We start from the raw sequence: 25,196 nt of genomic DNA, 5'->3' as shown, positions 1-25,196 counted from the left end.
TATTTTCGTTCCCGCCGGGAGGAGGTGGCAGGTCCGAATTCCATTCGGTTGGCAGGCGGCATCCGGGGAGGAGGTCGGATGCCGCCACCAGTTGGTGACCCGCGCCACAGGGGAGGAGGAAGGGCGCGAGGTCGTGTCAGGCCTGCCATAAAGGGAGGAGGCGGCAGGCCCGATCCTGAAATTATGTCGCGTTTGCGGCGTCGAGCGCTACGGCCTTGATCATCGACCGGTTGATGCCGAGATCGGCCAGGTCGCGGTCGGACAGTGCTGCCAGTTCGGCGTAAGTGGCGCGATATGTCTTGCGAGCCTGACGTGCTGCGGACAGGTCTGCCATCCAGGCGGAAAAGCGGTCGGCCAGGGTGACGGTGCGGGTGTTGTTTGCGTATGTCATGGTCTGTCTCAATCTAAAGCGTCTTGCTTTTGCTGCGGCGGCAACCGGATGTCGCCGCCCTTGTGACCCATACTTGGGGTTTTGCTGCAGTTGCACAATAGACGAGTGTGCAATGCTGCTATGCAGAAACCGCAACGGAAAAGCTGACTTAACGTCATATTATCGTTACGATAATTTACGCGAACCGCCTCCGCCCTTGTGATTTGCCTGAAAGGTAAGCAGTAAGGCGCGGACTTGTGCAGGATATCAATGCCGGAGAGATCAACATGGCTGTCGAACGCGATGACGTATTGGGCGCCCTCGACCGGGTGACGCTGCCGGATGGCGGCACGCTGGTCAGCCGCGACATGATCCGCGCTCTTTCCGTGAGTGACGGAGCGGTGAAATTCGTGATCGAGGCGGCGGACCCGGCGCAGGCCAGCCGCATGGCGGCGGCGCGCGACGCGGCGGAGGCCGCCGTCAAGGCCTTGCCCGGGGTCTTGTCCGTCTCTGTCGTGCTGACGGCGCATGGCCCGGCCGCGCCAAAGGCGGCACCCGCGGCCGCCAAAGATGCGCCGCCATCGCTCAAGGTCGGCCGGCATCCGACACCGCAGGCCGGGCCGGTGCCCGTCGCGGGCGTCGACCGGATCATCGCGGTGGGGTCCGGCAAGGGCGGTGTCGGCAAATCGACCGTGTCGTCGAACCTGGCCGTGGCACTGGCGCGCGAAGGGCGGCGTGTCGGCCTGCTTGATGCCGATATTTACGGCCCCAGCCAGCCGCGCATGATGGGCGTGAACAAGCGCCCCGGCTCTCCCGATGGCAAGACGATTATCCCCTTGCAGGCGCATGGTGTGACCATGATGTCGATTGGCCTGATGGTGGACCCGGACAAGGCCGTGGTCTGGCGCGGCCCGATGCTGATGGGGGCCCTGCAGCAGATGCTGGGGCAGGTGGAATGGGGCCAGCTCGATGTGCTGATCGTCGATCTACCCCCCGGCACCGGTGACGTGCAACTGACTCTGTGCCAGAAAACGCAACTGACCGGTGCGGTCGTCGTCAGCACGCCGCAGGATGTGGCCCTGCTCGATGCGCGCAAGGCGCTGGATATGTTCAAATCGCTGAACACGCCGGTATTGGGCATGATCGAGAATATGTCGACGTTCCATTGCCCCAACTGCGGGCACGAGACCCATATCTTTGGCCAGGGCGGTGTCGCGGCGGAAGCGGCGAAAATCGGTGTGCCGCTGCTCGGCAGTCTGCCCATCGACTTGGACACCCGGCTCGCGGGCGACGGCGGCACGCCGATCGCCGCGGGCGACAGCGCCGCCGCAGACGCCTACCGCGTACTGGCGCGGCGTTTCGTCGACGGCGGCATGGCTTAGGCGATGGTCGACATTCGCGCAGCCGGACCGGATGATTTCGATGCGATCTGGCTGTTGCTGCGCGACACCTTCCGTGCCGGCGATACCTATGCCGTCGATCCCGCGATCACCCGTGACGATGCGCGGCGCTATTGGATGGAGCAGCCCGCCGCGACCTATGTGGCGGTCGACGCGGGGCGTGTCGTCGGAACTTACTATATAAGAGCCAATCAACCGGGCGGCGGGGCGCACATCTGCAACTGCGGATATATCGTGTCTCCGGATGCGCGGGGGCAAGGCATCGCCGCGCTGATGTGCGAGGCGTCGCAGGATCAGGCCCGCGCGCTGGGCTTCCGCGCGATGCAGTTCAATTTCGTGCTGGAGAGCAACGCCGGGGCCGTGCGCCTGTGGCAGCGCCTGGGTTTCACCATCATCGGCACGATTCCCGAGGCGTTCGACCATCCCGACCTCGGCATGGTCGCGGCACACATCATGCACAAGCCACTCTGAGCGCGGCCACGCGCGTTCCCGTAGAATCGGGATTTCATGGAATCAAGCTGGAAGAGTCTGGAATCGGCTGTCCGATTCTGGTTCTTCCATCAAAATTGAGCCGTGAAGTTCACTTGATCCGGCGGAAACCGCAATATGCCGGGAAAAAAGGTGGGACTTTTCTGCATCACGTTGAATCGTCGATTTTCTACAACATGTAGTGGATTGTAGAGACATTTGTCACAGCATAAGCCAATTCGACAGGGCCGTCGCATCTATATGTTGTTTTTCAGGTCACCCAAAAACACCATCTAGTTCCATGAATTCCCAAATAGTTGTTGCCAGACTCGTTTCGCCCTGCCACAAGGATTGCACGGAAGAGACGAGCAACAACAAACCGGGGCGCAAAGAACCCCAACCGGCAAAAGCAGGTTTCATACAGGCCTCGTTAATTTCGAACAAAGAGATCCGGCGCGCGAGCGAGCAGACATCCCCCCAGGTGGCGCGCGCAGTCGGACAGGCCCGCAAGGGCGGAGAACGGCGGGTTTGATCAGTGGCAGCAGATCAAAACCCGCCGTTTTCACATTCAGATCAAGATTTTCGGGGGCGACGTTAAAGTAAAGGACCGAGGGACAGTGGTTCTGAGTTTCACAGGCGAACACACCCAAAAGGTGGACGGCAAGGGACGCATGTCGATCCCGGCCGATTTTCGTCGTGTACTGGAAGCCGGTGATCCTGACTGGGCCCCGGGGCTGTCGCCGCGCATGTATCTTCTTTACGGCGATCACCTGAAGAACGAACTGCATGGCTATACGGTCAAAGAGTTTTCCGCCGTCATCGAACAGATCAACGCGATGCCGCGCGGATCGGCCAACAAAAAGAAACTGTCGCACCTCTATATCGGGCAGTCCATCAAGCTGGACGTCGACAAGGATGGCCGCACGGTCATGCCGATCCGTCAGCGCGAGAAACTGGGGTTGAGCGACGGCGAATTGTATTTTCGCGGCGTGGGCGACCATTTCGAGATCTGGAAGGCGGAGACGTTCACGGCGGAGGTCGGTGAAAGCCTCAAGGGGTGGCTGGACGCGCAGGACGAGGACTTCGATCCGCTCAGCCTGCTGGACGGGTAGGGCCACCGGATGTCAGCTGCCGCAGACAAAAGCGATCCCCATATCCCAGTTCTAATCGATCCGCTGATCGCGGCGGTGGCGCCGGTAAAGGGTGTCTGGCTGGACGGCACGTTTGGTGCGGGCGGCTATACCCGCGCACTGCTCGACGCCGGGGCCGACAAGGTGATCGGGGTGGACCGCGATCCGCTGGCATTCGAGATGGCCGACCCGTGGGTCGGCGCGATGGGCGACCGGATCGAACTGGTCGAGGGGACGTTTTCACGGCTGGATGAGTACGGCGAAGACTTTGACGGTGTCGTGCTCGACCTTGGCGTTTCGTCGATGCAGCTCGATTTGGCCGAGCGCGGCTTTTCCTTCATGCGCGACGGGCTGCTAGACATGCGGATGAGCCAGGACGGGCTGTCTGCCGCTGATATCGTCAACACGAAGGACGAGGCGGAGATCGCTGATATCATTTATCTTTACGGCGAAGAGCGTGCCTCGCGCCGGATCGCGCGCGCCATCGTGGCGGCGCGGCCGCTGACGACGACGCTGGAATTGGCGAAGATTGTGGAAAGCTGTCTGCCGCGCAGCAAACCCGGACAATCACACCCGGCGACACGGACGTTTCAGGCGCTGCGGATCGCGGTGAACAATGAATACGGCGAACTGGCCGAGGGGCTGATGGCCGCCGAGCGCGCGCTGAAACCCGGCGGGCAACTGGCCGTCGTGACCTTTCATTCGGTCGAGGACCGGATGGTCAAACGCTTCCTGCAACTGCGGTCGGGCGGGGCGGCGAACGCAAACCGGTTCGCACCGCAGGTGGAGCAGGACGCGCCGGCGTTCAAGGTTCTGAAGAAAAAGGCCATCGGCCCGGACGACGCGGAACTGGCGCGCAACCCGCGATCACGCTCGGCGAAACTGCGGGTGGCGGTGCGTACCGATGCGCTGGCACAGGCCATCGACCCGGCGGAGCTGGGCATGCCGATGATGAAAGACAAAAAAGACGCACCCGGCAAACGGGGCAGGAGGCAGTAGGATGCGGGGATTTCTGTTCGTTCTGGCCGGGTTGGGCGTCATGGCGCTGGCATTCTGGTCGTATCAGGAAAACTACAAGACGCGGGACGCGATTTCCGAGGTGCGTGAGTTGCACCGCGAGATCGGTGCGGCCCACGAACGGCTGAGTATGCTGGAAGCGGAGTGGGCCTATCTGAACCGGCCCGACCGGCTGCGCGATCTGGCGGACCTGAATTTCGACCGGCTGGCGCTGTTGCCGCTGATGCCAGATGCCTTTGGCGAGGTCGAGCAGATCATCTATCCGCTGCCCGAAATTCTGCCGATCACCAACCCGATCGACGTGAACGCCTTTACCGCAATGCAAGATGACGAGGACCCGCTATGATCCGCACCCCATTGCGCCCGCTGGCCCGTATCCTGAAAGCGCGGGAGCGCGGCGAGAACCCGGATGCCATCGAGGCCGAGAACATCCGCCTGCGGCAGGAACAGGCGCAGGACCGCGCGCGCGATCGGGCCGAGGGGCGGCTGCTGGTTTTGGGACTCGCGTTCTTTTTCGCCTTTGCCGTGATCGGCGGGCGGATGGGCGTACTTGCCTCGACCGAGGCCGAAGAGCCCCGTGCGGTGGCCACCGGCAATCCGATCATCGGCCAGCGCGCCGATATCGTGGACCGCAACGGGCGGATCCTTGCGACCAATCTGGACACCTATTCGCTCTATGCCCAGCCACAGGAAATGGTGGACCCCGTGGCGACGGCGGCCAAGCTGATGGAGGTTTTCCCCGCGCTCGATCACGACCGGCTGGTGCGCGATTTCACGGGAGAGCGGAAGTTCCTGTGGATCAGGCGGCAGATCAGCCCCGAACAGATGCAGGCGGTGCATGACATCGGATCGCCGGGCCTGCTGTTCGGCCCGCGCGAGATGCGGCTTTACCCCAACGGGCCAGTGGCGGCGCATATCCTTGGCGGTGCCTCCTACGGCCGTGAGGGGGTTTCGTCGGCCGAGGTGATCGGTGTCGCCGGGGTCGAACGGCAGTTCGACGATTTCCTGCGCGATCCGGCCAACGAGGGCGCGCCGCTGGAACTGTCCATTGACCTGACAGTGCAGGCGGCGGCGGAACAGGTGCTGGCCGGTGGCATGGCGATCATGAATGCGAAGGGTGCGGCGTCGGTTCTGATGGATGTGCACACTGGCGAGATCATTTCGATGGTGTCGCTGCCTGATTTCGACCCCAACAACCGGCCGCAAGTGCTGACCAGCGGCGATCAGTCCGACAGCCCGCTGTTCAACCGTGCGCTGCAGGGCGTTTATGAACTGGGGTCGGTGTTCAAGATTTTCGCGGTAGGGCAGGCCCTGGAACTGGGGCTGCTGAACGCGCACACGATGATCGACACGAAAGGGCCGCTGACGTGGGGCCGGTTCCGTATCCGGGATTTTCACGATTACGGCGCATCCTTGAGTGCGACGGATGTGATCGTGAAATCCTCCAACATCGGCACAGCGCGGATCGCGATGCAGATCGGTGCGGCGCGGCAGCGGGATTTCTTGGGCGAACTGGGCTTTCTGGAAGCCACGCCGGTCGAAATGATCGAGGCCCCGAGCGGCGCGCCGCTGCTGCCGCGCCAGTGGTCCGAGATTTCCACGATGACGATTTCCTACGGGCACGGGTTGTCGACCTCTCCGGTACATCTGGCGGCGGGCTATGCGTCGCTCCTGAACGGCGGGCTGCGGGTGGAGCCGACCCTGCTGCGTCAGAACGGGCCGCAACTGGGCGAGCGCGTGGTGAGCGAACAGACCAGCGCCATCGCCCGCGATATGCTGCGGCAGGTGGTCGTGCGTGGCACCGCGTCGTTCGGCGAGGTGCCGGGCTATGAGGTGGGTGGCAAGACCGGCACGGCGGACAAGCCGCGCCCGCAGGGCGGCTACTACGACGACAAGGTGATCGCGACCTTTGCGAGCGTGTTTCCGGCGGACGATCCGCAGTATGTTCTGATCGTGACGCTGGACGAACCCGTCGAATCCTCCGGTGACAGGCCGCGCCGCACGGCAGGCTGGACGGCGGTGCCGATCGCGGCGGAAATGATCCGCCGGGTGGCGCCCTTGCTGGGGCTTAGACCACAGATTGAAAGTCTTGAACCAACTGGTGTAACACTGACCTCGAACTAGATATGGGGGCAGCATGACCGGTCAGCCACAACGCACATCGACGCTGGCGCGCCTTGGGCTGACAGCCGCGGGCGGGCGCGAGGCAGAGATCACTGGGCTGAGCGTGGACAGCCGGGCGGTGATGCCGGGGCATTTGTTCGCGGCCCTGCCGGGGACGGCGGTGCATGGGGCGAATTTTGTCGGCACGGCCATCGGCAACGGGGCCGTCGCGGTGCTGACCGATGCCGAAGGGGCGGCCCTCGCGGCGGAGGATCTGGACGATGTCGCCGTGATCGTCGCGCAGGACCCGCGGCAGGCGCTGGCACAGACCGCATCGCTGTGGTTTGGCGCGCATCCGGCCACGGTCGTCGCGGTGACGGGCACCAACGGCAAAACCTCCGTTTCCACCTTCACCCGGCAAATCTGGGAGATCATGGGCCTGCCAGCCGTCAACCTCGGCACCACCGGGGTGGAAGGGGCCTGGGCCTATCCGCTCAAGCACACGACCCCGGAGCCGGTGACGCTGCACAAGGTGATGGCTGAGGCCGCCCGCGAGGGGGTCACGCATGTGGCGATGGAGGCGTCTTCGCACGGGCTGGACCAGCGGCGGCTGGACGGTGTCGTGCTGTCGGCGGCGGGGTTCACGAACTTTACGCAAGACCATCTGGACTATCATGAGACGTTCGAGGCCTATTTCGCCGCCAAGATGGGCCTGTTCACACGAGTGCTGGGCGAGGACGGTGTAGCGGTCATCAACCTCGACGATCCGATGGGTCAGCAGGTCATGGCCATCGCGATGGCGCGCGGGCAGGAAACCATCGGCGTCGGGCGGCACCCGGAAGCGGTGTTGCGGCTCAAGGCGCAGCGGTTCGATGCCACGGGGCAGGACCTGCTGTTCGAATGGAACGGGCGGCCCTATCGGTCGCGGCTGTCGCTGATCGGCGGCTTTCAGGCGGACAACGTGTTGCTGGCGGCGGGGCTGTGCATCGGTGCGGGCGCGGACTCGGAGGATGTGTTTCCGGCGCTGGCATCGCTGAAAACCGTGCGCGGCCGGATGGAACTGGCGGCGACGCGCGAGAACGGGGCGGCGGTGTTCGTGGATTACGCGCATACGCCCGACGCGGTGGCGACGGCGCTGAAGGCGATGCGCCCGCATGTGATGGGCCGGGTGATCGCCATCGTCGGTGCGGGCGGCGACCGCGACACGGCGAAACGCCCGTTGATGGGGGCGGCGGCGGCGGAACATGCGGATGTGGTGATCGTGACGGACGACAACCCCCGGTCGGAAGACCCGGCGAGCATCAGGGCCGCCGTGATGGCCGGTGCGCTGAACGGGACCGGCACGCCGTCGGTGACGGAGGTGGGCGACCGGGCCGAGGCGATCTTGCGCGGGGTCGACGCGCTTGGCCCCGGTGACGCGCTGCTGATCGCGGGCAAGGGGCACGAAAGCGGGCAGACCATTGGCGATACGGTGCTGCCGTTCGACGATGTGGAACAGGCCAGTGTCGCCGTCGCGGCGCTGGAGGGGCGCATATGAGCGCGCTCTGGACGGCGACTGAGGCTGCGGAGGCGACAGGCGGCGAGGCTGTCGGCGACTGGACCGCGAAAGGCGTTTCCATCGACACCCGGACGATCCAGCCGGGCGATCTGTTCGTCGCACTCAAGGATGTGCGCGACGGGCATGATTTTGTGGGCATGGCGCTGGAGAAAGGGGCGGCTGCCGCAGTGGTATCGCACCGGCCCAAGGGCGTTGCGGAGGATGCGCCACTCCTGATCGTGCCGGATGTGCTGGCAGCACTTGAGGCGTTGGGCCGTCACGCGCGGGCGCGCACTGCGGCGCGGGTCGTGGCGATCACGGGATCGGTTGGCAAGACATCGACCAAGGAGATGATGCGCATCGTGCTGGAACGGCAGGGTTGGACCCATGCGGCGGAGGCATCCTACAACAACCACTGGGGCGTGCCGCTGACGCTGGCGCGGATGCCGGTGGATACGGAATTCGCGGTGATCGAGATCGGCATGAGCAATCCCGGCGAGATTGCGCCGCTGGCGCAGATGGCGCGGCCGCATGTGGCGATGGTCACCACGGTGGCGGCGGCGCATCTGGAGGCGTTCGAGAACCTTGACGGGGTCGCGCGAGAGAAGGCCGCGATCATGGATGGGCTGGAGCCGGACGGCATCGCGATCCTGAACGGGGACATCCCGACGAAGGACGTGCTGGCCGGTTATGCCGCTGATAAGGGGATTGCGCCGCAGTGGTTCGGTCACGGCGATGCGGACTGGCGGATCGGTGACGTGCGGCTGGGCGACGACACCACGATCATCACGGCCCATGCGGACGGCACCGACTATCTGTTCAAACTGTCGGTCACGGGCCGTCATTTTGCGATGAACGCCGTCGCCGTATTGGCGGCGAGCGCCGCGCTGGGCGCGGACCCGGTCGCGGCGAGCCTCGATATCGCGCGCTGGGCACCGCCCGCCGGACGCGGTACGCGCGAGACGCTCGTGCTGGACAGCGGGGTGGAGGACGGCACGATTGACCTGATCGACGATGCGTTCAACGCGAACCCGACGTCGATGGCCGCGGCACTGGAGGTTCTGGCGGCGACCCGGCCCAAGGATAACATCGGACGCGTCGCCAAGGGCCGCCGCATCGCCATTCTGGGCGACATGCTGGAACTGGGGCCGACAGAGGCGGCGGATCACGCTGCCATCGCCGCGCTTCCGTTTATGGACGGTCTGCACACCGTGCACTGTGCCGGGCCGCGGATGAAACACCTGTGGGACGCCTTGCCCGAGCATCAGCGCGGCCACTGGACGGATACCGCAGACGCACTGGCGGCTGAGGTCAGGCGGCTGGTCGACGCCGGTGATGTCGTCCTCGTCAAAGGCTCCAAGGGGAGCAAGGTCAGCCTTGTCGTTGACGCAATCCGCAAACTGGGGCATCCGGTGCCGCAGCAAGAAACCTGAAGGATCCATCCGCGCATGTTGTATTGGCTTACCGAATTGTCGGATGGCGGCGATTTCTTCAACCTGTTCCGCTATATCACGTTCCGCGCCGGTGGCGCGTTCATGACGGCGCTGCTGTTCGGGTTCATTTTCGGCCTGCCGCTGATCAACGTGCTGCGCAAGCGGCAGGGCAAGGGCCAGCCGATCCGCGACGACGGCCCCGAGGGACATATCGCCAAGGCGGGCACGCCGACCATGGGCGGATTGCTGATCGTGGGGGCGCTGACGACATCGACGCTGCTCTGGGCGCGGCTCGACAACCCTTACGTCTGGATGGTGCTGTTCGTCACGCTGGCCTTTGCCTCCATCGGGTTCGCCGACGATTTCGCCAAGGTGTCCAAGCAGAACACGGCCGGCGTTTCGGGCCGCGTGCGGATCGTGCTGGGCCTGCTGATCGCGGCGATCGCCGGGTTCTGGGCCGCGCAATACCACCCGGACGAATTGAGCAACCAGCTGGCGCTGCCGATCTTCAAGGATACGCTGATCAACCTTGGCATCCTGTTCGTGCCGTTCTCGATCATCGTGATCGTGGGGGCCGCGAATGCGGTGAACCTGACCGACGGGCTGGACGGGCTGGCGATCATGCCGGTGATGATCGCGGCGGGCACCTTCGGGATCATCGCCTATGCCGTCGGGCGCACCGACTTTACCGAATATCTGGACGTGCATTACGTGCCGGATACCGGGGAAATCCTGATTTTTACCGCCGGGCTGATCGGCGGGGGGCTGGGGTTCCTGTGGTATAACGCACCGCCTGCCGCCGTCTTCATGGGCGACACGGGGTCGCTGGCCTTGGGCGGGGCGCTGGGCGCTATCGCCGTGGCCACCAAGCACGAGATCGTGCTGGCCGTCGTCGGCGGGCTGTTCGTGGTCGAGGCGTTGTCGGTGATCGTGCAGGTGCTTTACTTCAAACGCACCGGCAAGCGCGTGTTCCTGATGGCCCCGATCCATCATCATTACGAAAAAAAGGGCTGGGCCGAACCGCAGATCGTGATCCGGTTCTGGATTATTTCGCTAATTCTGGCGATGATCGGCTTGGCTACATTGAAGGTGCGGTAGGATGCCAGTCATCATATTGATATTGAGTGTTGTAGGTGGCGCGATCTGGTGGTGGGTGCGCAACAACCCGAGGGACGCGATCCACGTGGCGCAGGACGCCGTGACCACAGTGCGCAACGCACCGCGCCGGCTGGCATTCCGCAAGCAGACCAAAGCGCATCCCGTCGAAGGGATCGACGACCCGCGCATCGCGGTCTGTGCGATCGCGCAGGCGTTCATCGAACTGGACGATCTGCCAACGCAGGAGCAGCGCAAGAAACTGCATATCCAGCTGCGGACCCGTCTGCGCTGTGACGCCGCGGAGGCGGAAGAAATGGAAGTGCTGGGTCGCTGGCTGCAAAACCAATGCGACTCGCCGCGCGCGGCGATCCCGCGACTGGGTCGTCGTCTGTTCAAGATCGACGGCGATGCGTCATGGGCCACGATGCAGGACATCCTGACCGATCTGGCGGGCGAGAGCCTGTCGGAGGCGCAGATTGACGCGGTCGACGACCTGCGCATCGCGTTCCGGCGTTGATATGAATTACCAAGGCAAGCGTGTGTGCGCGACCCGTAAGGCATGATCCCGGTCCAGGGTTACACCGGCCAGACGGTCGCCGTGCTCGGGCTGGGACGGTCGGGCCGGGCGGCGGCGCGGGCGTTGCAGGTGGGCGGTGCGCGGGTGATCGTCTGGGATGACGGGCAAGCCGGGCGCGAGGCCGCGGCGGAGGACGGTTTCGAGGTCGTGGACCTGACCAAGCCGGGGGCGTTCGACGGTGTCGCGGCACTGATTGTCAGCCCGGGTATTCCGCATCTTTATCCCTCGCCGCATCCGGTGATCGCGGCGGCCTATCGCGCGGGCGTCGCCGTGGACAACGATATCGGGCTTTTCTTCCGGTCTTTCGCAAAAGACGACTGGGACGGTTTCGACACCAGCCCGCGGGTGATCGCGGTGACGGGATCGAACGGCAAATCGACGACCAGCGCGTTGATCCATCACATTCTGGTCGAGAATGGCCGACCGGCGCAGCTTGCAGGCAATATCGGGCGCGGGGTGCTGGACATCGAACCGGCGCATGACGGCGAGGTCGTGGTGCTGGAACTGTCGTCCTACCAGACGGAACTGGCGCGCGCGCTGACGCCGGATGTGGCGGTGTTCACCAACCTCAGCCCCGATCATCTGGACCGGCATGGCGGCGAAGGCGGCTATTTCGCGGCCAAGCGGCGTCTGTTCACCGAAGGCGGGCCGGACCGTGCCGTGATCGGCGTGGACGAAGTGGCGGGGCAGTATCTGGCCAATCAGCTGGGCGGATCGCTGGCCGACGACCGGGTGATCCGGGTGTCGTCGGGGCAGAAACTGGACGGAGAGGGCTGGAGCGTGTTCGCACGCAAGGGCTTTCTGTCGGAATACCGCAAGGGGCGGCAGATCGCGTCGATCGACCTGCGCGGCATCGCGGGGCTGCCCGGCGCGCACAACCACCAGAACGCCTGTGCGGCCTTTGCCGCCTGCCGCACGATGGGTCTCGGCCCGCGCGGGATCGAGGCGGCGTTCCGCAGCTATCCGGGCCTGCCGCACCGCAGTCAGGTGGTGGGGGAACGGGGTGGCGTGACCTTCATCAACGACAGCAAGGCTACAAACGTCGACAGTGCCGCCAAGGCGTTGCAGGCGTTTCCGAAAATCCGCTGGATCTGCGGCGGATTGCAGAAGGAAGGCGGGCTGGACGGGCTGCTGCTGCATCTGGGCGGTGTCGTGAAAGCCTATGTGATCGGGCGCGAGGCGGAGGCTTTCGCGCGCGACCTGCCGGGTGTCGACGCGCAGATTTGCACCACGATGGATGTGGCCGTCGCCACCGCTGCGGCAGATGCGCAACCCGGCGAGGTCGTTCTGCTGGCACCCGCTTGTGCGAGTTTCGACCAATACGATAACTTCGAGCAACGGGGCGATGATTTCAGCGCCGCGGTGCAAGAGGTTCTGGATGACACACGCTGACCCGGTGAAGGATCGCGCCCTTTGGGTGGCCGTGCTGATCGTCTGGCTTGCGCTGCGCTTTTTCTGGCCGTTCCCGCAACTGCCCTGGTGGCAGACCATGGCGCTGCTTTACGGCATACTGATGGTCGGCGCGATCGTGATCATGGGTGGCAAGCTGCGCTATGTTTTCGACGCGGAAGACGCGATCTATGCGGACCGGACCGGTGGTTGGCACTGGCGGCGGGCCTGGCTGATCATCCCTATCGGGGCGGTGCTGTGGGGCGTTTCGCTGGCCCTGACCGCAATGACTGGCACGTTCCATGTCGATCCCGCGCGCGTCGATATCCTGCTGCTCGTGCTAGTAACACAGGTGCTTCTGACCGGCTTGGGGGAAGAGCTGTTCTTCCGCGAGGCGGGGATCAAGGCGGCGGCGGGGAACCCGATCTGGCTGTTCGCGATGACGGTCGTGGTCTTCGGTGCGATCCACTGGCAGGGCGGGGCCTCCGCGATCATGATCGCGATGGGCGTGGGGGCCGTCTATCTGGCGACGCGGCTGGCCGGTGTGCCGATCCTTTTCGTGGCGCTGCTGCATGGGGTGACCAATACCGTCATGCGCTACGTCCTGTGGCAGGAGATCGCCTATCCGCTGGTCTATGCAGCGTTGTTCATGCTGGCGGCCTTTGGCATGGCTGCGGGGATCGTGGCGCTGGCGGGGGTTTACGAACGCAGGCGGTCCTGAACGGCCTGACCGGCGGCCCAGCCCGACGACCACGCCCATTGAAAATTGTAGCCGCCCAGCCAGCCGGTCACATCGACACATTCGCCGATGAAATAGAGGCCGGGCACGGTGCGGCTTTCCATCGTCTTGGACGACAGCGTGTCGGTGTCGACGCCGCCCAGCGTGACCTCTGCCGTGCGATAGCCTTCGGAGCCGGAGGGCAGCAGCGGCCAGTGTGAAAGCGCGTCGCAGATCGCTTGCAGCCGCGCGTCGGATTGATCCGCGATGTTGCCGTGCAGGGACAGATCGCCCTTCAGAAAATCCACCAGCCGCGCGGGCAGATGTTGCGACAGCACGGTGGTGAGCGCCTTGCGCCCGTCCGTCTGGCGGGCGTTGCGCAGGGCCGTGAAGATATCCGCGGCAGGGAGCAGGTTGACCACGATCTGCTGACCTTCGTCCCAGTAGGACGAGGCTTGCAAAATCGCGGGGCCGGACAGGCCGCGGTGGGTAAACAGCAGCGCCTCGTCGAAGCTGGTGTCACCGGCAGTCACGCGCGCAGGGAGGGCGGTGCCGGCGAGCGGTTTGAAGCGGTCATCGGTGAAGGTCAGCGGCACCAGCGCCGCGCGCGTGGGTAGGACGAAATGGCGGAATTGCCCGGCGATCTGATAAGCAAGGCCGGTGGCACCCATCTTGGGGATCGACTTGCCACCCGTGGCGATGACGAGGTGCCTTGCGGTGATGGTCTGATCGCGCCCGTCGCGGGTGAGCGTGGCGGTGAAGCCGCTTTCCGTCCGCACAACCTCGCTGATCTGCGTTTGCAGCATCAGTTGCGCCCCGGCCTTGTCCATCTCGGCCCGCAGCATCGCGATGATGTCGCGGGCAGACGTGTCGCAGAACAGCTGACCGAGCGTTTTTTCGTGGTAGGGAATACCGTGTTCGGCGACGAGACTGATGAAATCCCACTGGCTGTAGCGTGACAGAGCCGATTTGCAGAAATGCGGATTCTGCGACAGGAACTGCGCGGGCGTGCAGCCGGTGTTAGTGAAGTTGCAGCGCCCGCCGCCGGAAATGCGGATCTTCTCGCCCGGCGCTTTCGCGTGGTCGATCACCAGCGCGCCGGGGCCCGCGTGGGCGGCGCACATCATGCCGGCGGCACCGGCACCCAGGATCAGCGTGTTGACTTGCATGGGGGGGCAGATAACCGGTGGCGCGCGCGATGCAATGGCGGGATGCCTCCGGCGGGAGTATTTTCGGCAAGATAATGCGGAACGGTGTCCTGCAATTTCAGGTGGAAATGAGGCCAAATCCGCGTTACGATGCGGTCAGACCCGGAAAACGGGCGACCAGAGGCAGTATGAGTAGCGATCCATGACAGAGATGGTCTATGGCACGGTCCCCGTGCAATCCGGCGATCCGGTTCTTCCACGGTGGTGGCGGACGATCGACAAATGGACGATGTCGTGCATCTTTGTCCTGTTCGGGATCGGGATTTTGCTGGGGCTGGCGTCTTCGCCGCCGCTGGCGGAACGCAACGGGCTCGACCCTTTTCACTACGTCACGCGGCAAGCGGTGTTCGGCGCAATGGCGATGATCGCGATGGTGGCCGTGTCGATGATGTCGCCGCAGCTGGTGCGCCGTCTGGCGGTGCTGGCATTTATCGCGGCCTTCATCGCGCTGGCCGGGTTGCCGTTCTTCGGGACCGACTTTGGCAAGGGTGCGGTGCGATGGTATTCGCTGGGGTTTGCGTCGGTGCAGCCGTCTGAGTTTTTGAAACCCGCCTTCGTCGTTGCCGCCGCGTGGTTGCTGGCCGCCGGGCAGGAGGTTGGCGGGCCGCCGGGGCGCACGTATTCCTTTGTCCTGGTGGTCATCATTGTAGCGTTTCTGGCGTTACAGCCGGACTTTGGGCAGGCGGCGCTGGTCATGTTTTCATGGGGTGTTATGTATTTCGTGGGCGGCGCGCCGATGGTGCTGCTGCTGCTAATCGCGGGTGCCGTGGTGGCGGGCGGGGTGTTCGCCTACGGCAATTCGGAACACTTTGCCCGCCGGATCGACGGGTTCCTGTCGCCCGATCTGGAGCGTACGCAGCTGGGCTATGCCACCAACGCGATCCGCGAGGGCGGTTTTTTTGGCGTCGGCGTGGGCGAGGGGCAGGTGAAATGGTCACTGCCCGACGCGCATACGGATTTCATCATCGCCGTCGCGGCCGAGGAATACGGGCTGGTCTGTGTGCTGGTCATCATCGCGCTTTATACCACCATCGTCGTGCGGTCGTTGACGCGACTGATGAAGGAACGCGATGTGTTCATCCGGCTGGCCGGGACGGGGCTGGCCTGTTCGTTCGGCGTGCAGGCGATGATCAACATGGGCGTGGCGGTGCGGCTGCTGCCTGCCAAGGGCATGACGCTGCCATTCGTGTCCTACGGCGGCTCGTCACTGATCGCGGGCGGAATTGCCGTGGGCATGCTTCTGGCCTTCACCCGGTCGCGGCCACAGGGCGAGATCGGCGATATTCTGATGCGGCGGGGCCGGTAGCATGGCGCCGCTTTTGATCATCGCGGCGGGCGGCACGGGTGGCCATATGTTTCCCGCGCAGGCACTTGCCGAGGAGATGTTGAAGAAGGGCTGGCGCGTGCGTCTGTCGACGGACGCGCGCGGGGCCCGTTATACCGGCGGTTTCCCGGAAGCGGTGGAGGTCGTGACCGTAGGGTCGGCGACATTCGCGCGCGGCGGAATTGCGGCGAAACTGGCGGTGCCGTTCCGGATCGCGGGCGGGATCGCTGCGGCCAAGGGGCGCATGCTGCGCGACCGGCCGGCTGTGGTCGTGGGGTTCGGCGGCTACCCGGCGATACCAGCCATGACAGCGGCCTGGGTCTTGCGCGTCCCGCGGATGATCCACGAACAGAACGGCGTGCTGGGCCGGGTGAACCAGCTGTTTGCCAAGCGGGTCGATCATGTCGCCTGCGGCACCTGGCCCACGGAACTGCCTGACGGTGTCGCGGGTATCCACACCGGCAACCCGGTGCGCGCGGCGGTGCTGGAGCGGGCGGGGGCGGCCTATATCGCACCCGGCGACTACCCGATGTCGGTCCTTGTCATGGGCGGCAGCCAGGGCGCGCGCATCCTGTCGGATGTGGTGCCGCCGGCCATCGCGAACCTGCCGACACCGATCCGCAGGCACATCCGCGTCAGCCATCAGGCCCGCGCCGAGGATATCGACCGGGTCGCGCAGTTCTATGCCGACGAGGGCATTCCGGCGGATGTGGAAACTTTCTTTACCGATGTGCCCGAGCGTATGGCCGAGGCGCAGCTGGTGATCGCGCGGTCCGGTGCCTCCACCGTGGCAGATGTCAGCGTAATCGGTCGTCCGGCGATCTTTGTGCCGCTGGCGCAGGCGATCCGGGACGAACAGACGGCCAACGCGCGCCAACTGGTCGAGGCCGGGGCGGCGCGGATCATGCCCGAAAACGTATTCGAGGTGGATGTGCTGTCGGCGGAGATCGAAACGATCCTGAGCGACGCGGACGCGGCGCTGGGCATGGCGCGGGCGGCACTGGACTGCAGCGTGCCTGACGCCACGACGCGGCTTGCGGCACTGGTCGACGAATTGGCAAACGGCGCGTCGCGGGACGCCACGGCGACAGCAGAGACAGAATGATGGACGGGACCCTACAGATGAACGCAGCGACCAAACTCCCCCTCGACGTCGGCCCGATCCACTTTGTCGGCATCGGCGGGATCGGCATGTCGGGCATCGCCGAGGTGCTCCTGAACCACGGCTATGTCGTGCAGGGGTCCGACCTGAAGGCGACGCCGATCACCGAGCGGCTGAAAAAGCTGGGGGCGGTGATCTTCGAAGGGCAGAAAGCCGAAAATCTCGACGGGGCGCAGGTGATCGTGATTTCGAGCGCGATCAAGCCTGGCAACCCGGAACTGGACGCGGCGCGCACGATGGGCCTGCCTGTCGTGCGGCGCGCGGAAATGCTCGCCGAATTGATGCGGCTGAAATCCAACGTCGCCGTCGCGGGCACCCATGGCAAGACCACGACCACCACCATGGTCGCGGCCCTGCTGGACGAAGGCGGGATCGACCCGACGGTGATCAACGGCGGGATCATCCACGCCTATGGTTCGAACGCGCGCATGGGGCAGGGCGAATGGATGGTGGTGGAGGCCGACGAGAGCGATGGCACCTTCAACCGCCTGCCCGCGACCATCGCCATCGTCACCAATATTGACCCTGAGCATATGGAGCACTGGGGCAGCATCGAGAACTTGCGCGCCGGTTTCCTCGATTTCGTGTCCAACATCCCGTTCTACGGGCTGGCCGTCTGCTGCATCGACCATGTGGAGGTGCAGAGCCTTGTGGGCAAGATCAGCGACCGGCGCGTCGTCACCTATGGCTTCAACGCGCAGGCCGACGTGCGGGCCGTGAACCTGCACTACAAGGGCGGTGTGGCGCATTTCGACGTGCTTTTGCAGAACGAGGATGGCAAGATCGAAGGGTGCGAGCTGCCGATGCCGGGGGATCACAACGTGAGCAACGCGCTGTCGGCGGTGGCCGTGGCGCGGCATCTGGGCATGAAGAAGGATGAAATCCGCGCGGCGCTGAAGGGCTTTGGCGGGGTCAACCGCCGCTTTACCAAGGTGGGCGAGGTCGACGGCGTGACCATCATCGACGACTACGGCCACCACCCGGTGGAGATCACGGCGGTGCTGAAAGCCGCGCGTCAGGCGACCGAAGGCCGCGTCATTGCCGTGCACCAACCGCACCGCTTCACCCGCCTGAGCCACCATTTCGAGGAATTCTGCGCCTGCTTCAACGACGCCGACGTGGTGGGCATCGCCCCGGTCTATGCGGCGGGCGAAGAGCCGATCGAAGGTGCCTCCCACACCGATCTGGTCCACGGGTTGATCCAGCACGGCCATCGCCACGCGCGGGTGATCGGTGGCGAGGACGATCTTGCGCGTCTGGTCCGCGAACAGGCGCGACCGGGCGATATGGTGGTCTGCCTTGGTGCGGGCACGATCTCTGGTTGGGCAAATGGTCTGCCGGACCGTTTGAAAGGGTAGAACGGTGGACGTTGCGGACGTTGTAGATCAGGAGAGTTTGGGGGCCTATTTGAATGGGCTGCCGGAGGATACTCGGATTGCGACAGCGCGGTATGTGGCGTCACGTGCAGCTTTGCGGGTAGCCCCTGTGGCTTTGCGATATTTTGCTGAAAACGCGCCCGAGGGCAAACGTGATTTGACGGCCTTGCCGATCTGGGGCGCAATCACAATACCGGAGGTTGCTTGTATTTCGCCAACCTCCGGTATTGCCGCCAATGCCGCCTATGCCGCCTTCCGTGCCGCTCGTGCCGCCGCCGATGCCGCCGCCCATGCCGCCGCCTATGCCGCCGCCCATGCCGCCCATGCCGCCGCCGATGCCGCTCGTGCCGCCGCCGATTCCGCCGCCCGTGCCGCCGCCGATGCCGCCGCCGATGCCGCCGCCCATGCCGCCGCCGATGCCGCCGCCGATGCCGCTCGTGCCGCCGCCCGTGCCGCCGCCGCCGCCCGTGCCGCCGCCGCCCATGCCGCCGAAATATGGGAGGCTGTGCGGGCGGATTTGCAAAAGCCCGATTTCGTTCAATCGCGGCCACTTTGGGACAAGTCCGCGATGCAAGTGGACATCGCCCGCGACTGGCAAGCGGCGAAAGCGGCTTTTGGTTCTGACACAAACGACTGGCGCTTCTGGGTCACTTGGTATGAGCGGGTCTTGGCGGGTCAGGTTACGCACCCCGACCTTCTCGCGCCGATCCTGTCAAAGCTGACCGAAGACGACTGGCTCGGCGATCCAGCCAAGGTGACGCCGCTGTTTGATGAGGTGTTGGCGGTTTATGCGAGCGAAAGCGCCACCACGACGGAGCGTATTTCCAAAAACGACAACGGTAAATTTCAAGCGTCAGCAATTTCTGGATTGTCTGACGACATCAAGCAGGAAGCAATTGATCGGGTGCAGGAAGCACTTTCCGAGATTCGTTCCGAGATGGTGTCTGCACAGACATATTTGGCCTGCATAGCGGGTGTTTGTGACACCATCGACCGCTGGATCGGGATGTATCAGGATCGTGCAGGCAGGCTCTACGAGAAACTGGCGGACGCGATGGATCGTATCGCAGAAGTCGCAAGGGACAATGGCCTGACGAAAGATCGCGCGATCAACGAACTGCTACGGGAGATTGAACGCAGTCGCACTGACTTGCGCGCAAATGATCCGGAAATCGAGGCGCGTATCAATGCACGTGTCAGGGTTCGCTATGATGAGTTGGCGCAGGAGGAACAATTGTCCTTCCAGCAATTGCTGGAAACCCGCGCGGGGCAATCAGAGCCCGGCCTTCAATCCGAGATTTTGGAAGATATCCCTCTGATCGCGTCAAGCGATACGCCGAATGAAGTAAGGGAACGTGCGCTCGTGCGCGAAGGTGAGCGTGCCATTCAAATGGATGCGTTGGATCGCAAAGAACAAAGAGACGCGCCGACGACCCGCGAAACGATTGTCAAGGGTGCCGAAGATGCGAACAAGGTAGGTAAGGCCGCCGGAGGCGGGTTCCGGATCATCTCCGAAATATGGAGTTGGTTCCTATGACCCCCTCCATCATCACAGCCGCCCTCTGGGTCATCGCCTCAGCCGTCACGGCTTTCCTGCCGATGCGACAGCAGTACGTCCCCGGCATTTCACTTCTCATCGCGGCACCGCTGGTCATCCTCTGGCTGGCCCATGATTTCGGCTGGATGTTCGGCGTCCTTGGCCTCTTTGCCTTTGTGTCGATGTTCCGAAACCCGCTATTGTACTTCTACCGCCGCGCGCGCGGCCAAAACCCAGAGGTCCCGAAATGACCCTTTCGCTTATCGCCGCCTGTCTGTGGATCGTTCTTGCCTCGCTACTGGGGATGTTGCCGTCGGGCGACAATCACTGGCGGCGGGCCTATTTCCTGATCGCCATCGGTGTGCCGCTCGTCGGCTGGGTCACCTATGAAAACGGGCCGTGGATCGGCATGGCGGTGCTGGCGGCGGGCATGTCGTTCCTGCGCTGGCCGGTGCTGTTTCTGGGCCGCTGGCTGAAGCGCCAGATCGTGCGCGGCTGATGGAAGGCTGGGCCGACATTGCAGTGCTAGGCGTGATGCTAGCCTGTGGGCTGGTGCCCTTTGCCGTTGTGACCAGGCTGATGGTGTCGGGTAAATCCGGTCTGGCCCTGACGATCGCAACCGTGCTGGGCGGTGCGCTGGTCGTCGCGATCTACTTTTCCACGCGGTCGCTGGGAATCCCCCCAATGGCGGCCATCATCGCGAGCGGTATCTTCCTGACACCCGCCACCATCGGCGCGAGTGCCGGTCTGTTACTGGGCTGGCTGATCTACCGCCGCCGCAACTCGAGGGCACGCTGATGGATAGTACGGAATTTGTGTTTCTGGTCGCCATGCCGACCGCCTTTGCGCTGGCGGGAGGGATCGCGGGCTTTGTCGCGCGCAGGATGCGGGCCTTCGCGGCGATCTGGGTGCTTCTCGCGCTGGCGCTCGCGGTCGGGGTCTTCCTTTATCTCTGGCTTCTGCGCACGACGGGATGGGAGGGCATGATACCCCTCTTGTTCGGCCTGTTCGCGAACTTGCCGTTTGCTGTGGGGCTGGGTATCGGCGTGATGATTGCCTGGCTCACGGAGGTGCGTCGTTCATGATTGCCGATCTGCCACCGGTGCGTGGCACATTGACCCCCGCGCGGGAGCTTGCGCCGCTGACCTGGCTGCGCGTGGGTGGCCCGGCGGAGGTGCTGTTCCAGCCTGCGGATGAGGCCGATTTGGCGGATTTCCTTGCCGCGCTCGATCCGAAGGTGCCGGTGTTCCCGATGGGTGTCGGGTCGAACCTGATCGTGCGAGACGGGGGGATCAGGGGCGTGGTGGTCCGGCTGGGGCGCGGGTTCAACGGGATCGAGATCGACGGGCAGACCGTGCGCGCCGGTGCCGCCGCACTCGATGCGCATGTGGCGCGCAAGGCGGCGGCAGAGGGCTGCGATCTGACCTTCCTGCGCACGATCCCCGGCACCATCGGTGGTGCCGTACGGATGAACGCGGGCTGTTACGGGTCCTATGTGGCCGATGTGCTGCGGTCGGTCACGGTGGTCCTGCGCGACGGGACGGTGACGGAATTGGCGGCGGCCGACCTGCAACTGGCCTATCGGCAAAGCACCTTGCCTGCGGGCGCAGTGATTACCGGGGCCGTGTTCGATGCCCCGGCGGGTGACCCGGCGGCGCTTGACCAGCGCATGACCGAGCAATTGGCGAAACGCGATGCGACACAGCCGACCAAGGACCGCACCGCAGGGTCCACTTTCCGCAACCCTGCGGGGTTCTCCAGCACCGGGCAGGCAGATGACACACACGAATTGAAAGCCTGGAAGGTGATTGAGGATGCGGGGATGCGAGGGGCGACCAAGGGCGGTGCCGTGATGAACGAAAAGCATGCAAACTTCCTGACCAACGCCGGGGGTGCGACCGCCGCCGACCTTGAAGATTTGGGCGAGGCGGTGCGGAAAAAGGTTTACGATTCCAGCCGGATCACGCTAGAATGGGAAATCATGCGGGTCGGTGTCCGGTAGGGCTGCCAGCACGTGTGCAAGATGGCCCGCAAAAGGGCCTGATCCGAGGCAAGGATCGTGAAAATCGAAAGACGGGGCGCAAAGCTCCGCGTTTGAGGCGGTGGGTATGTCGAGCAGGGCAAACCCGAAAGTGGTTGTATTGATGGGTGGCCCATCTTCGGAACGCGAGGTTTCGTTGAGTTCGGGCGCTGAATGCGCAGCCGCTTTGCGGGTATCAGGATGTGACGTGATCGAAGTGGACGCGGGTCAGCAGACCAGCGCGGCCCTTGGCGTGCAGCTACAAGACCTTGCCCCCGACGCTGTTTTCAACGCATTGCATGGTCGCTGGGGCGAGGATGGTTGCGTGCAGGGCCTGCTGGAATGGCTGCGCATTCCGTACACACATTCCGGTGTGCTAGCCTCGGCGCTGACGATGGACAAGCAGCGCACCAAGGAGGTCTATCGTGCCCACGGGCTGCCTTTCGTCGACTCGGTGTTGGCTTCCGCCGATGATGTGATGGCCGACCATGTGATGCAGCCACCCTATGTGGTGAAGCCCTACAACGAAGGCTCCTCTGTCGGGATCTACATCGTGCACGAAAGCGCGAACGGCCCGCCGAAGCTGGCCGAAGACATGCCGCCGCAGGTGATGGTCGAGACCTATGCGCCGGGGCGCGAGTTGACGACGGCCGTGATGGGCGACCGACCCCTGACCGTGACCGACATCATCACGGAGGGCTGGTACGACTATGCCGCGAAATACGAGGAAGGCGGATCGCGCCATGTGATCCCCGCCGATATTCCGCAGGAGATTCTCGACGCCTGCATGGATTACGCCTTGCGGGCGCATCAGGTGCTGGGTTGTCGGGGCCTGAGCCGCACCGATTTCCGCTGGGATGAAAGCCGCGGGCTGGACGGGCTGATCCTGCTCGAGACCAACACGCAGCCCGGCATGACACCCACGTCGCTGGCCCCCGAACAGGCCGCGCATTGCGGGATCGACTTTCCGGCGCTGTGCCGCTGGCTGGTGGAGGATGCGTCATGCGACCGCTGAACGGATACCGCCGCCCGCGTACCCTGCGCGATCCGGCCCCTTCAAAATGGGGCTATCGCTGGCAGCGGCTGATGCTGACGCCGGGGTTTCGCGGTGCCGTGCGGATCGGGACGCCGCTGATCCTGATCGCGGTGATCGGCACCGTCTGGTTTTCCAAGGACGCCAACCGCGCCCTGCTGACCGCCAAGGTGGCAGAGGTCAAGGCGATGGTGCAGCAGCGACCCGAATTCATGATCACCGAGATGAACGTGACCGGTGGCGACATGCAGATTGCGACCGATGTGGCGACCGTGCTGCCGCTGGAATTTCCTTTGTCGTCTTTCGACCTTGATCTTGAGGCGGTGCGGAACACCGTCGAGGATATGTATGCGGTGAAATCGGCCCGCGTGCGTGTCGGCGAGGGCGGAGCGCTCGATATCGGCGTCACACCGCGGGTGCCGGTTGCGATCTGGCGTGACGGTGAAACGCTGCGCCTGATCGACGCGGACGGGGTGTTCTCTGGCGTGATCGCAAGCCGGGCGATGCGCCGTGACCTGCCGCTGATCGCGGGCGACGGTGCCGAACAGCATATCGCAGAGGCGCTTGCGCTGTTCGCCACGGCGCGCCCCGTCTCCGACCGGGTGCGCGGGCTGGTCCGGATGGGCGAACGCCGGTGGGATATGGTGATGGAGCGGGGACAGCGTGTCCTGCTGCCGGAAAACGATCCGATGGGCGCGCTCGACCGGGTGATCGCACTGCAGCAGGCCCAGGACCTGCTGGCCCGCGACGTCGCCGCCATCGATATGCGAAACGCCGAAAGGCCAACAATAAGAGTGACGCACGACGCAGCCAACGCGCTGCGCCGGGTCAGCGAGACAGGGGATACGAATTGATGCGGGACCTTTATGAAAGCCAGCGCGCGATGCGGAACATGCGCAAGGCCGCGATGCAGCGGGGTGTAGTGGCGATCCTGGATGTGGGGACATCCAAGATTGCGTGCCTGGTGCTGCGGTTTGACGGGCCGGAGCGGTTCGAGGACAGCGATGGCGTGGGCTCTATGGCGGGGCAGTCGTCGTTCCGGGTGATCGGGGCTGCGACGACCCGTTCGCGCGGTGTGCGCTTTGGTGAAGTCGACGTGATGCAGGAAACCGAACGTGCGATCCGCACCGCCGTCAATGCCGCGCAGAAGATGGCGAACGTGCGTGTCGACCACGTGATCGCCTGCCTGTCTGGCGCGCGCCCGCGGTCCTATGGGTTGGACGGCGCGGTCGATATCGCGGGCGGCACCGTGACCGAACAGGATATCGGGCAGGTCATGGCGAACTGCGATGTGCCCGATTACGGCGCGGACCGCGACGTGCTGCACGCGCAGCCGGTGAATTTTGCGCTCGACCATCGCAGCGGCATGGCCGATCCGCGCGGGCAGATCGGAAACAAGCTGACGACCGACATGCACATGCTGACGGTGGATTCTGTCGCGCTGCAAAACCTTTATTTCTGTATCAAGCGGTGCGACCTGGAACTGGCCGGGCTTGCCTCGGCGGCCTATGTGTCCGGCGTCTCGTCGCTTGTCGAGGACGAGCAGGAACTGGGCGCCGCCTGTATCGACCTTGGCGGCGGATCGACCGGCATTTCCGTCTTCATGAAGAAACATATGATCTATGCCGATGCAGTGCGCATGGGCGGCGATCACGTCACCTCCGATATCTCGATGGGCCTGCAGGTGCCTATGGCGACGGCGGAGCGGATCAAGACATTTTATGGCGGTGTCGTGGCCACCGGCATGGACGACCGCGAGATGATCGAGATCGGCGGCGATACCGGCGATTGGGAACACGACCGGCGCACGGTCAGCCGGGCTGAACTGATCGGCATCATGCGCCCCCGGCTGGAGGAAATCCTGGAAGAGGTGCGCGTACGGCTGGATGCGGCCGGGTTCGACCACCTGCCGTCGCAGAAAATCGTGCTGACCGGTGGTGCCAGTCAGATACCGGGGCTGGACGGGCTGGCGACCAAGATACTGGGCCAGCAGGTTCGGCTGGGTCGCCCGCTGCGGGTGCAGGGGCTGCCGCAGGCCGCGACCGGACCTGCCTTTTCCGGTGCTGTGGGGCTCACGCTCTTTGCCGCGAATCCCCAGGACGAATGGTGGGATTTCGAGATTCCCGCCGACAGAACCTCGGCCAGATCGTTCAAAAGGGCCGTCAAATGGTTCAAGGACAACTGGTGATACGCAAGATTTTGCCGATACGCCGAAATCCGGCGGAAATGCTGCCAAACAGGCCCATATTTTGTGGGCAAATTGTGTTTTTTCCGTGACGTCTGGGCAACAGGCGTT

General features: G+C 64.3%; 26 protein-coding genes. 24 read left to right on the top strand and 2 right to left on the bottom strand.

Features of this window, described 5'->3' with window-relative positions:
• Positions 1–181: 181 nt before the first annotated feature.
• The gene (locus AC04PH_RS12335; protein ID WP_483066037.1) at positions 182–391 is read right to left on the bottom strand and encodes a DUF1127 domain-containing protein; all 210 of its coding nucleotides are present in this window, start codon (positions 389–391) and stop codon (positions 182–184) included.
• Between the two features lie 266 nt (positions 392–657).
• Here AC04PH_RS12335 and AC04PH_RS12330 point away from each other — a divergent pair, with 266 nt between their 5' ends.
• The 12 genes from AC04PH_RS12330 to AC04PH_RS12275 all read left to right on the top strand — a co-directional run bounded on the left by AC04PH_RS12330 (position 658) and on the right by AC04PH_RS12275 (position 13,243).
• The gene (locus tag AC04PH_RS12330; protein ID WP_483066192.1) at positions 658–1,752 is read left to right on the top strand and encodes an Mrp/NBP35 family ATP-binding protein; all 1,095 of its coding nucleotides are present in this window, start codon (positions 658–660) and stop codon (positions 1,750–1,752) included.
• Between the two features lie 3 nt (positions 1,753–1,755).
• Positions 1,756–2,241, top strand: coding sequence for a GNAT family N-acetyltransferase (locus AC04PH_RS12325; protein ID WP_483066036.1), 486 nt, complete (start codon positions 1,756–1,758; stop codon positions 2,239–2,241).
• A gap of 614 nt (positions 2,242–2,855) precedes the next feature.
• Positions 2,856–3,350, top strand: a complete 495-nt coding sequence (locus AC04PH_RS12320; protein ID WP_483066035.1) for a division/cell wall cluster transcriptional repressor MraZ — start codon at positions 2,856–2,858, stop codon at positions 3,348–3,350.
• Between the two features lie 9 nt (positions 3,351–3,359).
• Positions 3,360–4,367 carry a 16S rRNA (cytosine(1402)-N(4))-methyltransferase RsmH gene (gene rsmH / locus AC04PH_RS12315; RefSeq protein ID WP_483066034.1) on the top strand — a complete coding sequence of 336 codons (1,008 nt, stop codon included), beginning with the start codon at positions 3,360–3,362 and terminating at the stop codon, positions 4,365–4,367.
• A 1-nt stretch (position 4,368) separates the two neighbouring features.
• On the top strand, positions 4,369–4,731 hold the full coding sequence (gene ftsL / locus AC04PH_RS12310) for a cell division protein FtsL (RefSeq protein ID WP_483066033.1): 363 nt from the start codon (positions 4,369–4,371) through the stop codon (positions 4,729–4,731).
• Positions 4,728–6,509, top strand: a complete 1,782-nt coding sequence (locus tag AC04PH_RS12305; protein ID WP_483066032.1) for a peptidoglycan D,D-transpeptidase FtsI family protein — start codon at positions 4,728–4,730, stop codon at positions 6,507–6,509. The genes ftsL and AC04PH_RS12305 overlap by 4 nt, the downstream gene beginning before the upstream one ends.
• A gap of 13 nt (positions 6,510–6,522) precedes the next feature.
• The gene (locus tag AC04PH_RS12300; protein ID WP_483066031.1) at positions 6,523–8,025 is read left to right on the top strand and encodes a UDP-N-acetylmuramoyl-L-alanyl-D-glutamate--2,6-diaminopimelate ligase; all 1,503 of its coding nucleotides are present in this window, start codon (positions 6,523–6,525) and stop codon (positions 8,023–8,025) included.
• Positions 8,022–9,458, top strand: coding sequence for a UDP-N-acetylmuramoyl-tripeptide--D-alanyl-D-alanine ligase (locus AC04PH_RS12295; protein ID WP_483066030.1), 1,437 nt, complete (start codon positions 8,022–8,024; stop codon positions 9,456–9,458). The genes AC04PH_RS12300 and AC04PH_RS12295 overlap by 4 nt, the downstream gene beginning before the upstream one ends.
• Before the next feature lie 15 nt (positions 9,459–9,473).
• Entirely contained in the window at positions 9,474–10,556 is a 1,083-nt protein-coding gene (gene mraY, locus AC04PH_RS12290; protein ID WP_483066029.1) for a phospho-N-acetylmuramoyl-pentapeptide-transferase, read from the top strand.
• Position 10,557: 1 nt separating this feature from the next.
• Positions 10,558–11,073, top strand: coding sequence for a hypothetical protein (locus AC04PH_RS12285; protein WP_483066028.1), 516 nt, complete (start codon positions 10,558–10,560; stop codon positions 11,071–11,073).
• A 42-nt stretch (positions 11,074–11,115) separates the two neighbouring features.
• Positions 11,116–12,525: a UDP-N-acetylmuramoyl-L-alanine--D-glutamate ligase gene (gene murD / locus AC04PH_RS12280; RefSeq protein WP_483066027.1), complete on the top strand. Its 1,410-nt coding sequence runs from the start codon at positions 11,116–11,118 to the stop codon at positions 12,523–12,525.
• Positions 12,512–13,243, top strand: coding sequence for a CPBP family glutamic-type intramembrane protease (locus AC04PH_RS12275; protein WP_483066026.1), 732 nt, complete (start codon positions 12,512–12,514; stop codon positions 13,241–13,243). Before murD ends, AC04PH_RS12275 begins: the two co-directional genes overlap by 14 nt.
• On the opposite strand, the gene AC04PH_RS12270 is transcribed toward AC04PH_RS12275, so the two are convergent.
• Positions 13,222–14,409, bottom strand: a complete 1,188-nt coding sequence (locus tag AC04PH_RS12270; protein WP_483066025.1) for a BaiN/RdsA family NAD(P)/FAD-dependent oxidoreductase — start codon at positions 14,407–14,409, stop codon at positions 13,222–13,224. The genes AC04PH_RS12275 and AC04PH_RS12270 overlap by 22 nt on opposite strands.
• Positions 14,410–14,590: 181 nt before the next feature.
• Here AC04PH_RS12270 and ftsW point away from each other — a divergent pair, with 181 nt between their 5' ends.
• The 12 genes from ftsW to ftsA all read left to right on the top strand — a co-directional run bounded on the left by ftsW (position 14,591) and on the right by ftsA (position 25,088).
• Positions 14,591–15,754 (top strand): putative lipid II flippase FtsW, encoded by a 1,164-nt coding sequence (gene ftsW, locus AC04PH_RS12265; protein ID WP_483066024.1) that lies wholly within the window; start codon positions 14,591–14,593, stop codon positions 15,752–15,754.
• A gap of 1 nt (position 15,755) precedes the next feature.
• On the top strand, positions 15,756–16,877 hold the full coding sequence (locus AC04PH_RS12260) for a UDP-N-acetylglucosamine--N-acetylmuramyl-(pentapeptide) pyrophosphoryl-undecaprenol N-acetylglucosamine transferase (RefSeq protein WP_483066023.1): 1,122 nt from the start codon (positions 15,756–15,758) through the stop codon (positions 16,875–16,877).
• A gap of 17 nt (positions 16,878–16,894) precedes the next feature.
• Positions 16,895–18,292: a UDP-N-acetylmuramate--L-alanine ligase gene (gene murC, locus AC04PH_RS12255; protein ID WP_483066022.1), complete on the top strand. Its 1,398-nt coding sequence runs from the start codon at positions 16,895–16,897 to the stop codon at positions 18,290–18,292.
• A gap of 4 nt (positions 18,293–18,296) precedes the next feature.
• Positions 18,297–19,847 carry a hypothetical protein gene (locus tag AC04PH_RS12250; protein WP_483066021.1) on the top strand — a complete coding sequence of 517 codons (1,551 nt, stop codon included), beginning with the start codon at positions 18,297–18,299 and terminating at the stop codon, positions 19,845–19,847.
• Positions 19,844–20,098 carry a DUF2484 family protein gene (locus tag AC04PH_RS12245; protein WP_483066020.1) on the top strand — a complete coding sequence of 85 codons (255 nt, stop codon included), beginning with the start codon at positions 19,844–19,846 and terminating at the stop codon, positions 20,096–20,098. The genes AC04PH_RS12250 and AC04PH_RS12245 overlap by 4 nt, the downstream gene beginning before the upstream one ends.
• Positions 20,095–20,346 carry a DUF2484 family protein gene (locus AC04PH_RS12240; protein WP_483066019.1) on the top strand — a complete coding sequence of 84 codons (252 nt, stop codon included), beginning with the start codon at positions 20,095–20,097 and terminating at the stop codon, positions 20,344–20,346. The genes AC04PH_RS12245 and AC04PH_RS12240 overlap by 4 nt, the downstream gene beginning before the upstream one ends.
• Positions 20,346–20,645 carry a UDP-N-acetylmuramate--alanine ligase gene (locus AC04PH_RS12235; protein WP_483066018.1) on the top strand — a complete coding sequence of 100 codons (300 nt, stop codon included), beginning with the start codon at positions 20,346–20,348 and terminating at the stop codon, positions 20,643–20,645. Before AC04PH_RS12240 ends, AC04PH_RS12235 begins: the two co-directional genes overlap by 1 nt.
• Positions 20,645–20,932, top strand: a complete 288-nt coding sequence (locus AC04PH_RS12230) for a hypothetical protein (protein WP_483066017.1) — start codon at positions 20,645–20,647, stop codon at positions 20,930–20,932. The genes AC04PH_RS12235 and AC04PH_RS12230 overlap by 1 nt, the downstream gene beginning before the upstream one ends.
• Positions 20,929–21,849, top strand: a complete 921-nt coding sequence (gene murB, locus AC04PH_RS12225; protein ID WP_483066016.1) for a UDP-N-acetylmuramate dehydrogenase — start codon at positions 20,929–20,931, stop codon at positions 21,847–21,849. Before AC04PH_RS12230 ends, murB begins: the two co-directional genes overlap by 4 nt.
• Before the next feature lie 106 nt (positions 21,850–21,955).
• Positions 21,956–22,882 carry a D-alanine--D-alanine ligase gene (locus tag AC04PH_RS12220; RefSeq protein ID WP_483066015.1) on the top strand — a complete coding sequence of 309 codons (927 nt, stop codon included), beginning with the start codon at positions 21,956–21,958 and terminating at the stop codon, positions 22,880–22,882.
• The gene (locus tag AC04PH_RS12215; protein ID WP_483066014.1) at positions 22,870–23,754 is read left to right on the top strand and encodes a cell division protein FtsQ/DivIB; all 885 of its coding nucleotides are present in this window, start codon (positions 22,870–22,872) and stop codon (positions 23,752–23,754) included. The genes AC04PH_RS12220 and AC04PH_RS12215 overlap by 13 nt, the downstream gene beginning before the upstream one ends.
• Complete coding sequence (gene ftsA / locus AC04PH_RS12210) at positions 23,754–25,088, top strand: cell division protein FtsA (protein WP_483066013.1); 1,335 nt, start codon at positions 23,754–23,756, stop codon at positions 25,086–25,088. The genes AC04PH_RS12215 and ftsA overlap by 1 nt, the downstream gene beginning before the upstream one ends.
• The last annotated feature ends 108 nt before the right edge of the window (positions 25,089–25,196 follow it).

The sequence above is a fragment of the Yoonia sp. KMU-150 genome, from assembly GCF_056858355.1.
The sequence above is the reverse complement of the archived record's forward strand: the minus strand, read 5'-3'. Positions and strand labels throughout refer to the sequence as shown.

What these genes read in the sequence shown, in the direction of transcription:
- AC04PH_RS12335 (WP_483066037.1), bottom strand. Translation starts at nt 391, where the DNA reads ATGACATACGCAAACAACACCCGCACCGTCACCCTGGCCGACCGCTTT.
- AC04PH_RS12330 (WP_483066192.1), top strand. Translation starts at nt 658, where the DNA reads ATGGCTGTCGAACGCGATGACGTATTGGGCGCCCTCGACCGGGTGACG.
- AC04PH_RS12325 (WP_483066036.1), top strand. Translation starts at nt 1,756, where the DNA reads ATGGTCGACATTCGCGCAGCCGGACCGGATGATTTCGATGCGATCTGG.
- rsmH (WP_483066034.1), top strand. Translation starts at nt 3,360, where the DNA reads ATGTCAGCTGCCGCAGACAAAAGCGATCCCCATATCCCAGTTCTAATC.
- ftsL (WP_483066033.1), top strand. Translation starts at nt 4,369, where the DNA reads ATGCGGGGATTTCTGTTCGTTCTGGCCGGGTTGGGCGTCATGGCGCTG.
- AC04PH_RS12305 (WP_483066032.1), top strand. Translation starts at nt 4,728, where the DNA reads ATGATCCGCACCCCATTGCGCCCGCTGGCCCGTATCCTGAAAGCGCGG.
- AC04PH_RS12300 (WP_483066031.1), top strand. Translation starts at nt 6,523, where the DNA reads ATGACCGGTCAGCCACAACGCACATCGACGCTGGCGCGCCTTGGGCTG.
- AC04PH_RS12295 (WP_483066030.1), top strand. Translation starts at nt 8,022, where the DNA reads ATGAGCGCGCTCTGGACGGCGACTGAGGCTGCGGAGGCGACAGGCGGC.
- mraY (WP_483066029.1), top strand. Translation starts at nt 9,474, where the DNA reads ATGTTGTATTGGCTTACCGAATTGTCGGATGGCGGCGATTTCTTCAAC.
- AC04PH_RS12285 (WP_483066028.1), top strand. Translation starts at nt 10,558, where the DNA reads ATGCCAGTCATCATATTGATATTGAGTGTTGTAGGTGGCGCGATCTGG.
- murD (WP_483066027.1), top strand. Translation starts at nt 11,116, where the DNA reads ATGATCCCGGTCCAGGGTTACACCGGCCAGACGGTCGCCGTGCTCGGG.
- AC04PH_RS12275 (WP_483066026.1), top strand. Translation starts at nt 12,512, where the DNA reads ATGACACACGCTGACCCGGTGAAGGATCGCGCCCTTTGGGTGGCCGTG.
- AC04PH_RS12270 (WP_483066025.1), bottom strand. Translation starts at nt 14,409, where the DNA reads ATGCAAGTCAACACGCTGATCCTGGGTGCCGGTGCCGCCGGCATGATG.
- ftsW (WP_483066024.1), top strand. Translation starts at nt 14,591, where the DNA reads ATGACAGAGATGGTCTATGGCACGGTCCCCGTGCAATCCGGCGATCCG.
- AC04PH_RS12260 (WP_483066023.1), top strand. Translation starts at nt 15,756, where the DNA reads ATGGCGCCGCTTTTGATCATCGCGGCGGGCGGCACGGGTGGCCATATG.
- murC (WP_483066022.1), top strand. Translation starts at nt 16,895, where the DNA reads ATGAACGCAGCGACCAAACTCCCCCTCGACGTCGGCCCGATCCACTTT.
- AC04PH_RS12245 (WP_483066020.1), top strand. Translation starts at nt 19,844, where the DNA reads ATGACCCCCTCCATCATCACAGCCGCCCTCTGGGTCATCGCCTCAGCC.
- AC04PH_RS12240 (WP_483066019.1), top strand. Translation starts at nt 20,095, where the DNA reads ATGACCCTTTCGCTTATCGCCGCCTGTCTGTGGATCGTTCTTGCCTCG.
- AC04PH_RS12235 (WP_483066018.1), top strand. Translation starts at nt 20,346, where the DNA reads ATGGAAGGCTGGGCCGACATTGCAGTGCTAGGCGTGATGCTAGCCTGT.
- AC04PH_RS12230 (WP_483066017.1), top strand. Translation starts at nt 20,645, where the DNA reads ATGGATAGTACGGAATTTGTGTTTCTGGTCGCCATGCCGACCGCCTTT.
- murB (WP_483066016.1), top strand. Translation starts at nt 20,929, where the DNA reads ATGATTGCCGATCTGCCACCGGTGCGTGGCACATTGACCCCCGCGCGG.
- AC04PH_RS12220 (WP_483066015.1), top strand. Translation starts at nt 21,956, where the DNA reads ATGTCGAGCAGGGCAAACCCGAAAGTGGTTGTATTGATGGGTGGCCCA.
- AC04PH_RS12215 (WP_483066014.1), top strand. Translation starts at nt 22,870, where the DNA reads ATGCGACCGCTGAACGGATACCGCCGCCCGCGTACCCTGCGCGATCCG.
- ftsA (WP_483066013.1), top strand. Translation starts at nt 23,754, where the DNA reads ATGCGGGACCTTTATGAAAGCCAGCGCGCGATGCGGAACATGCGCAAG.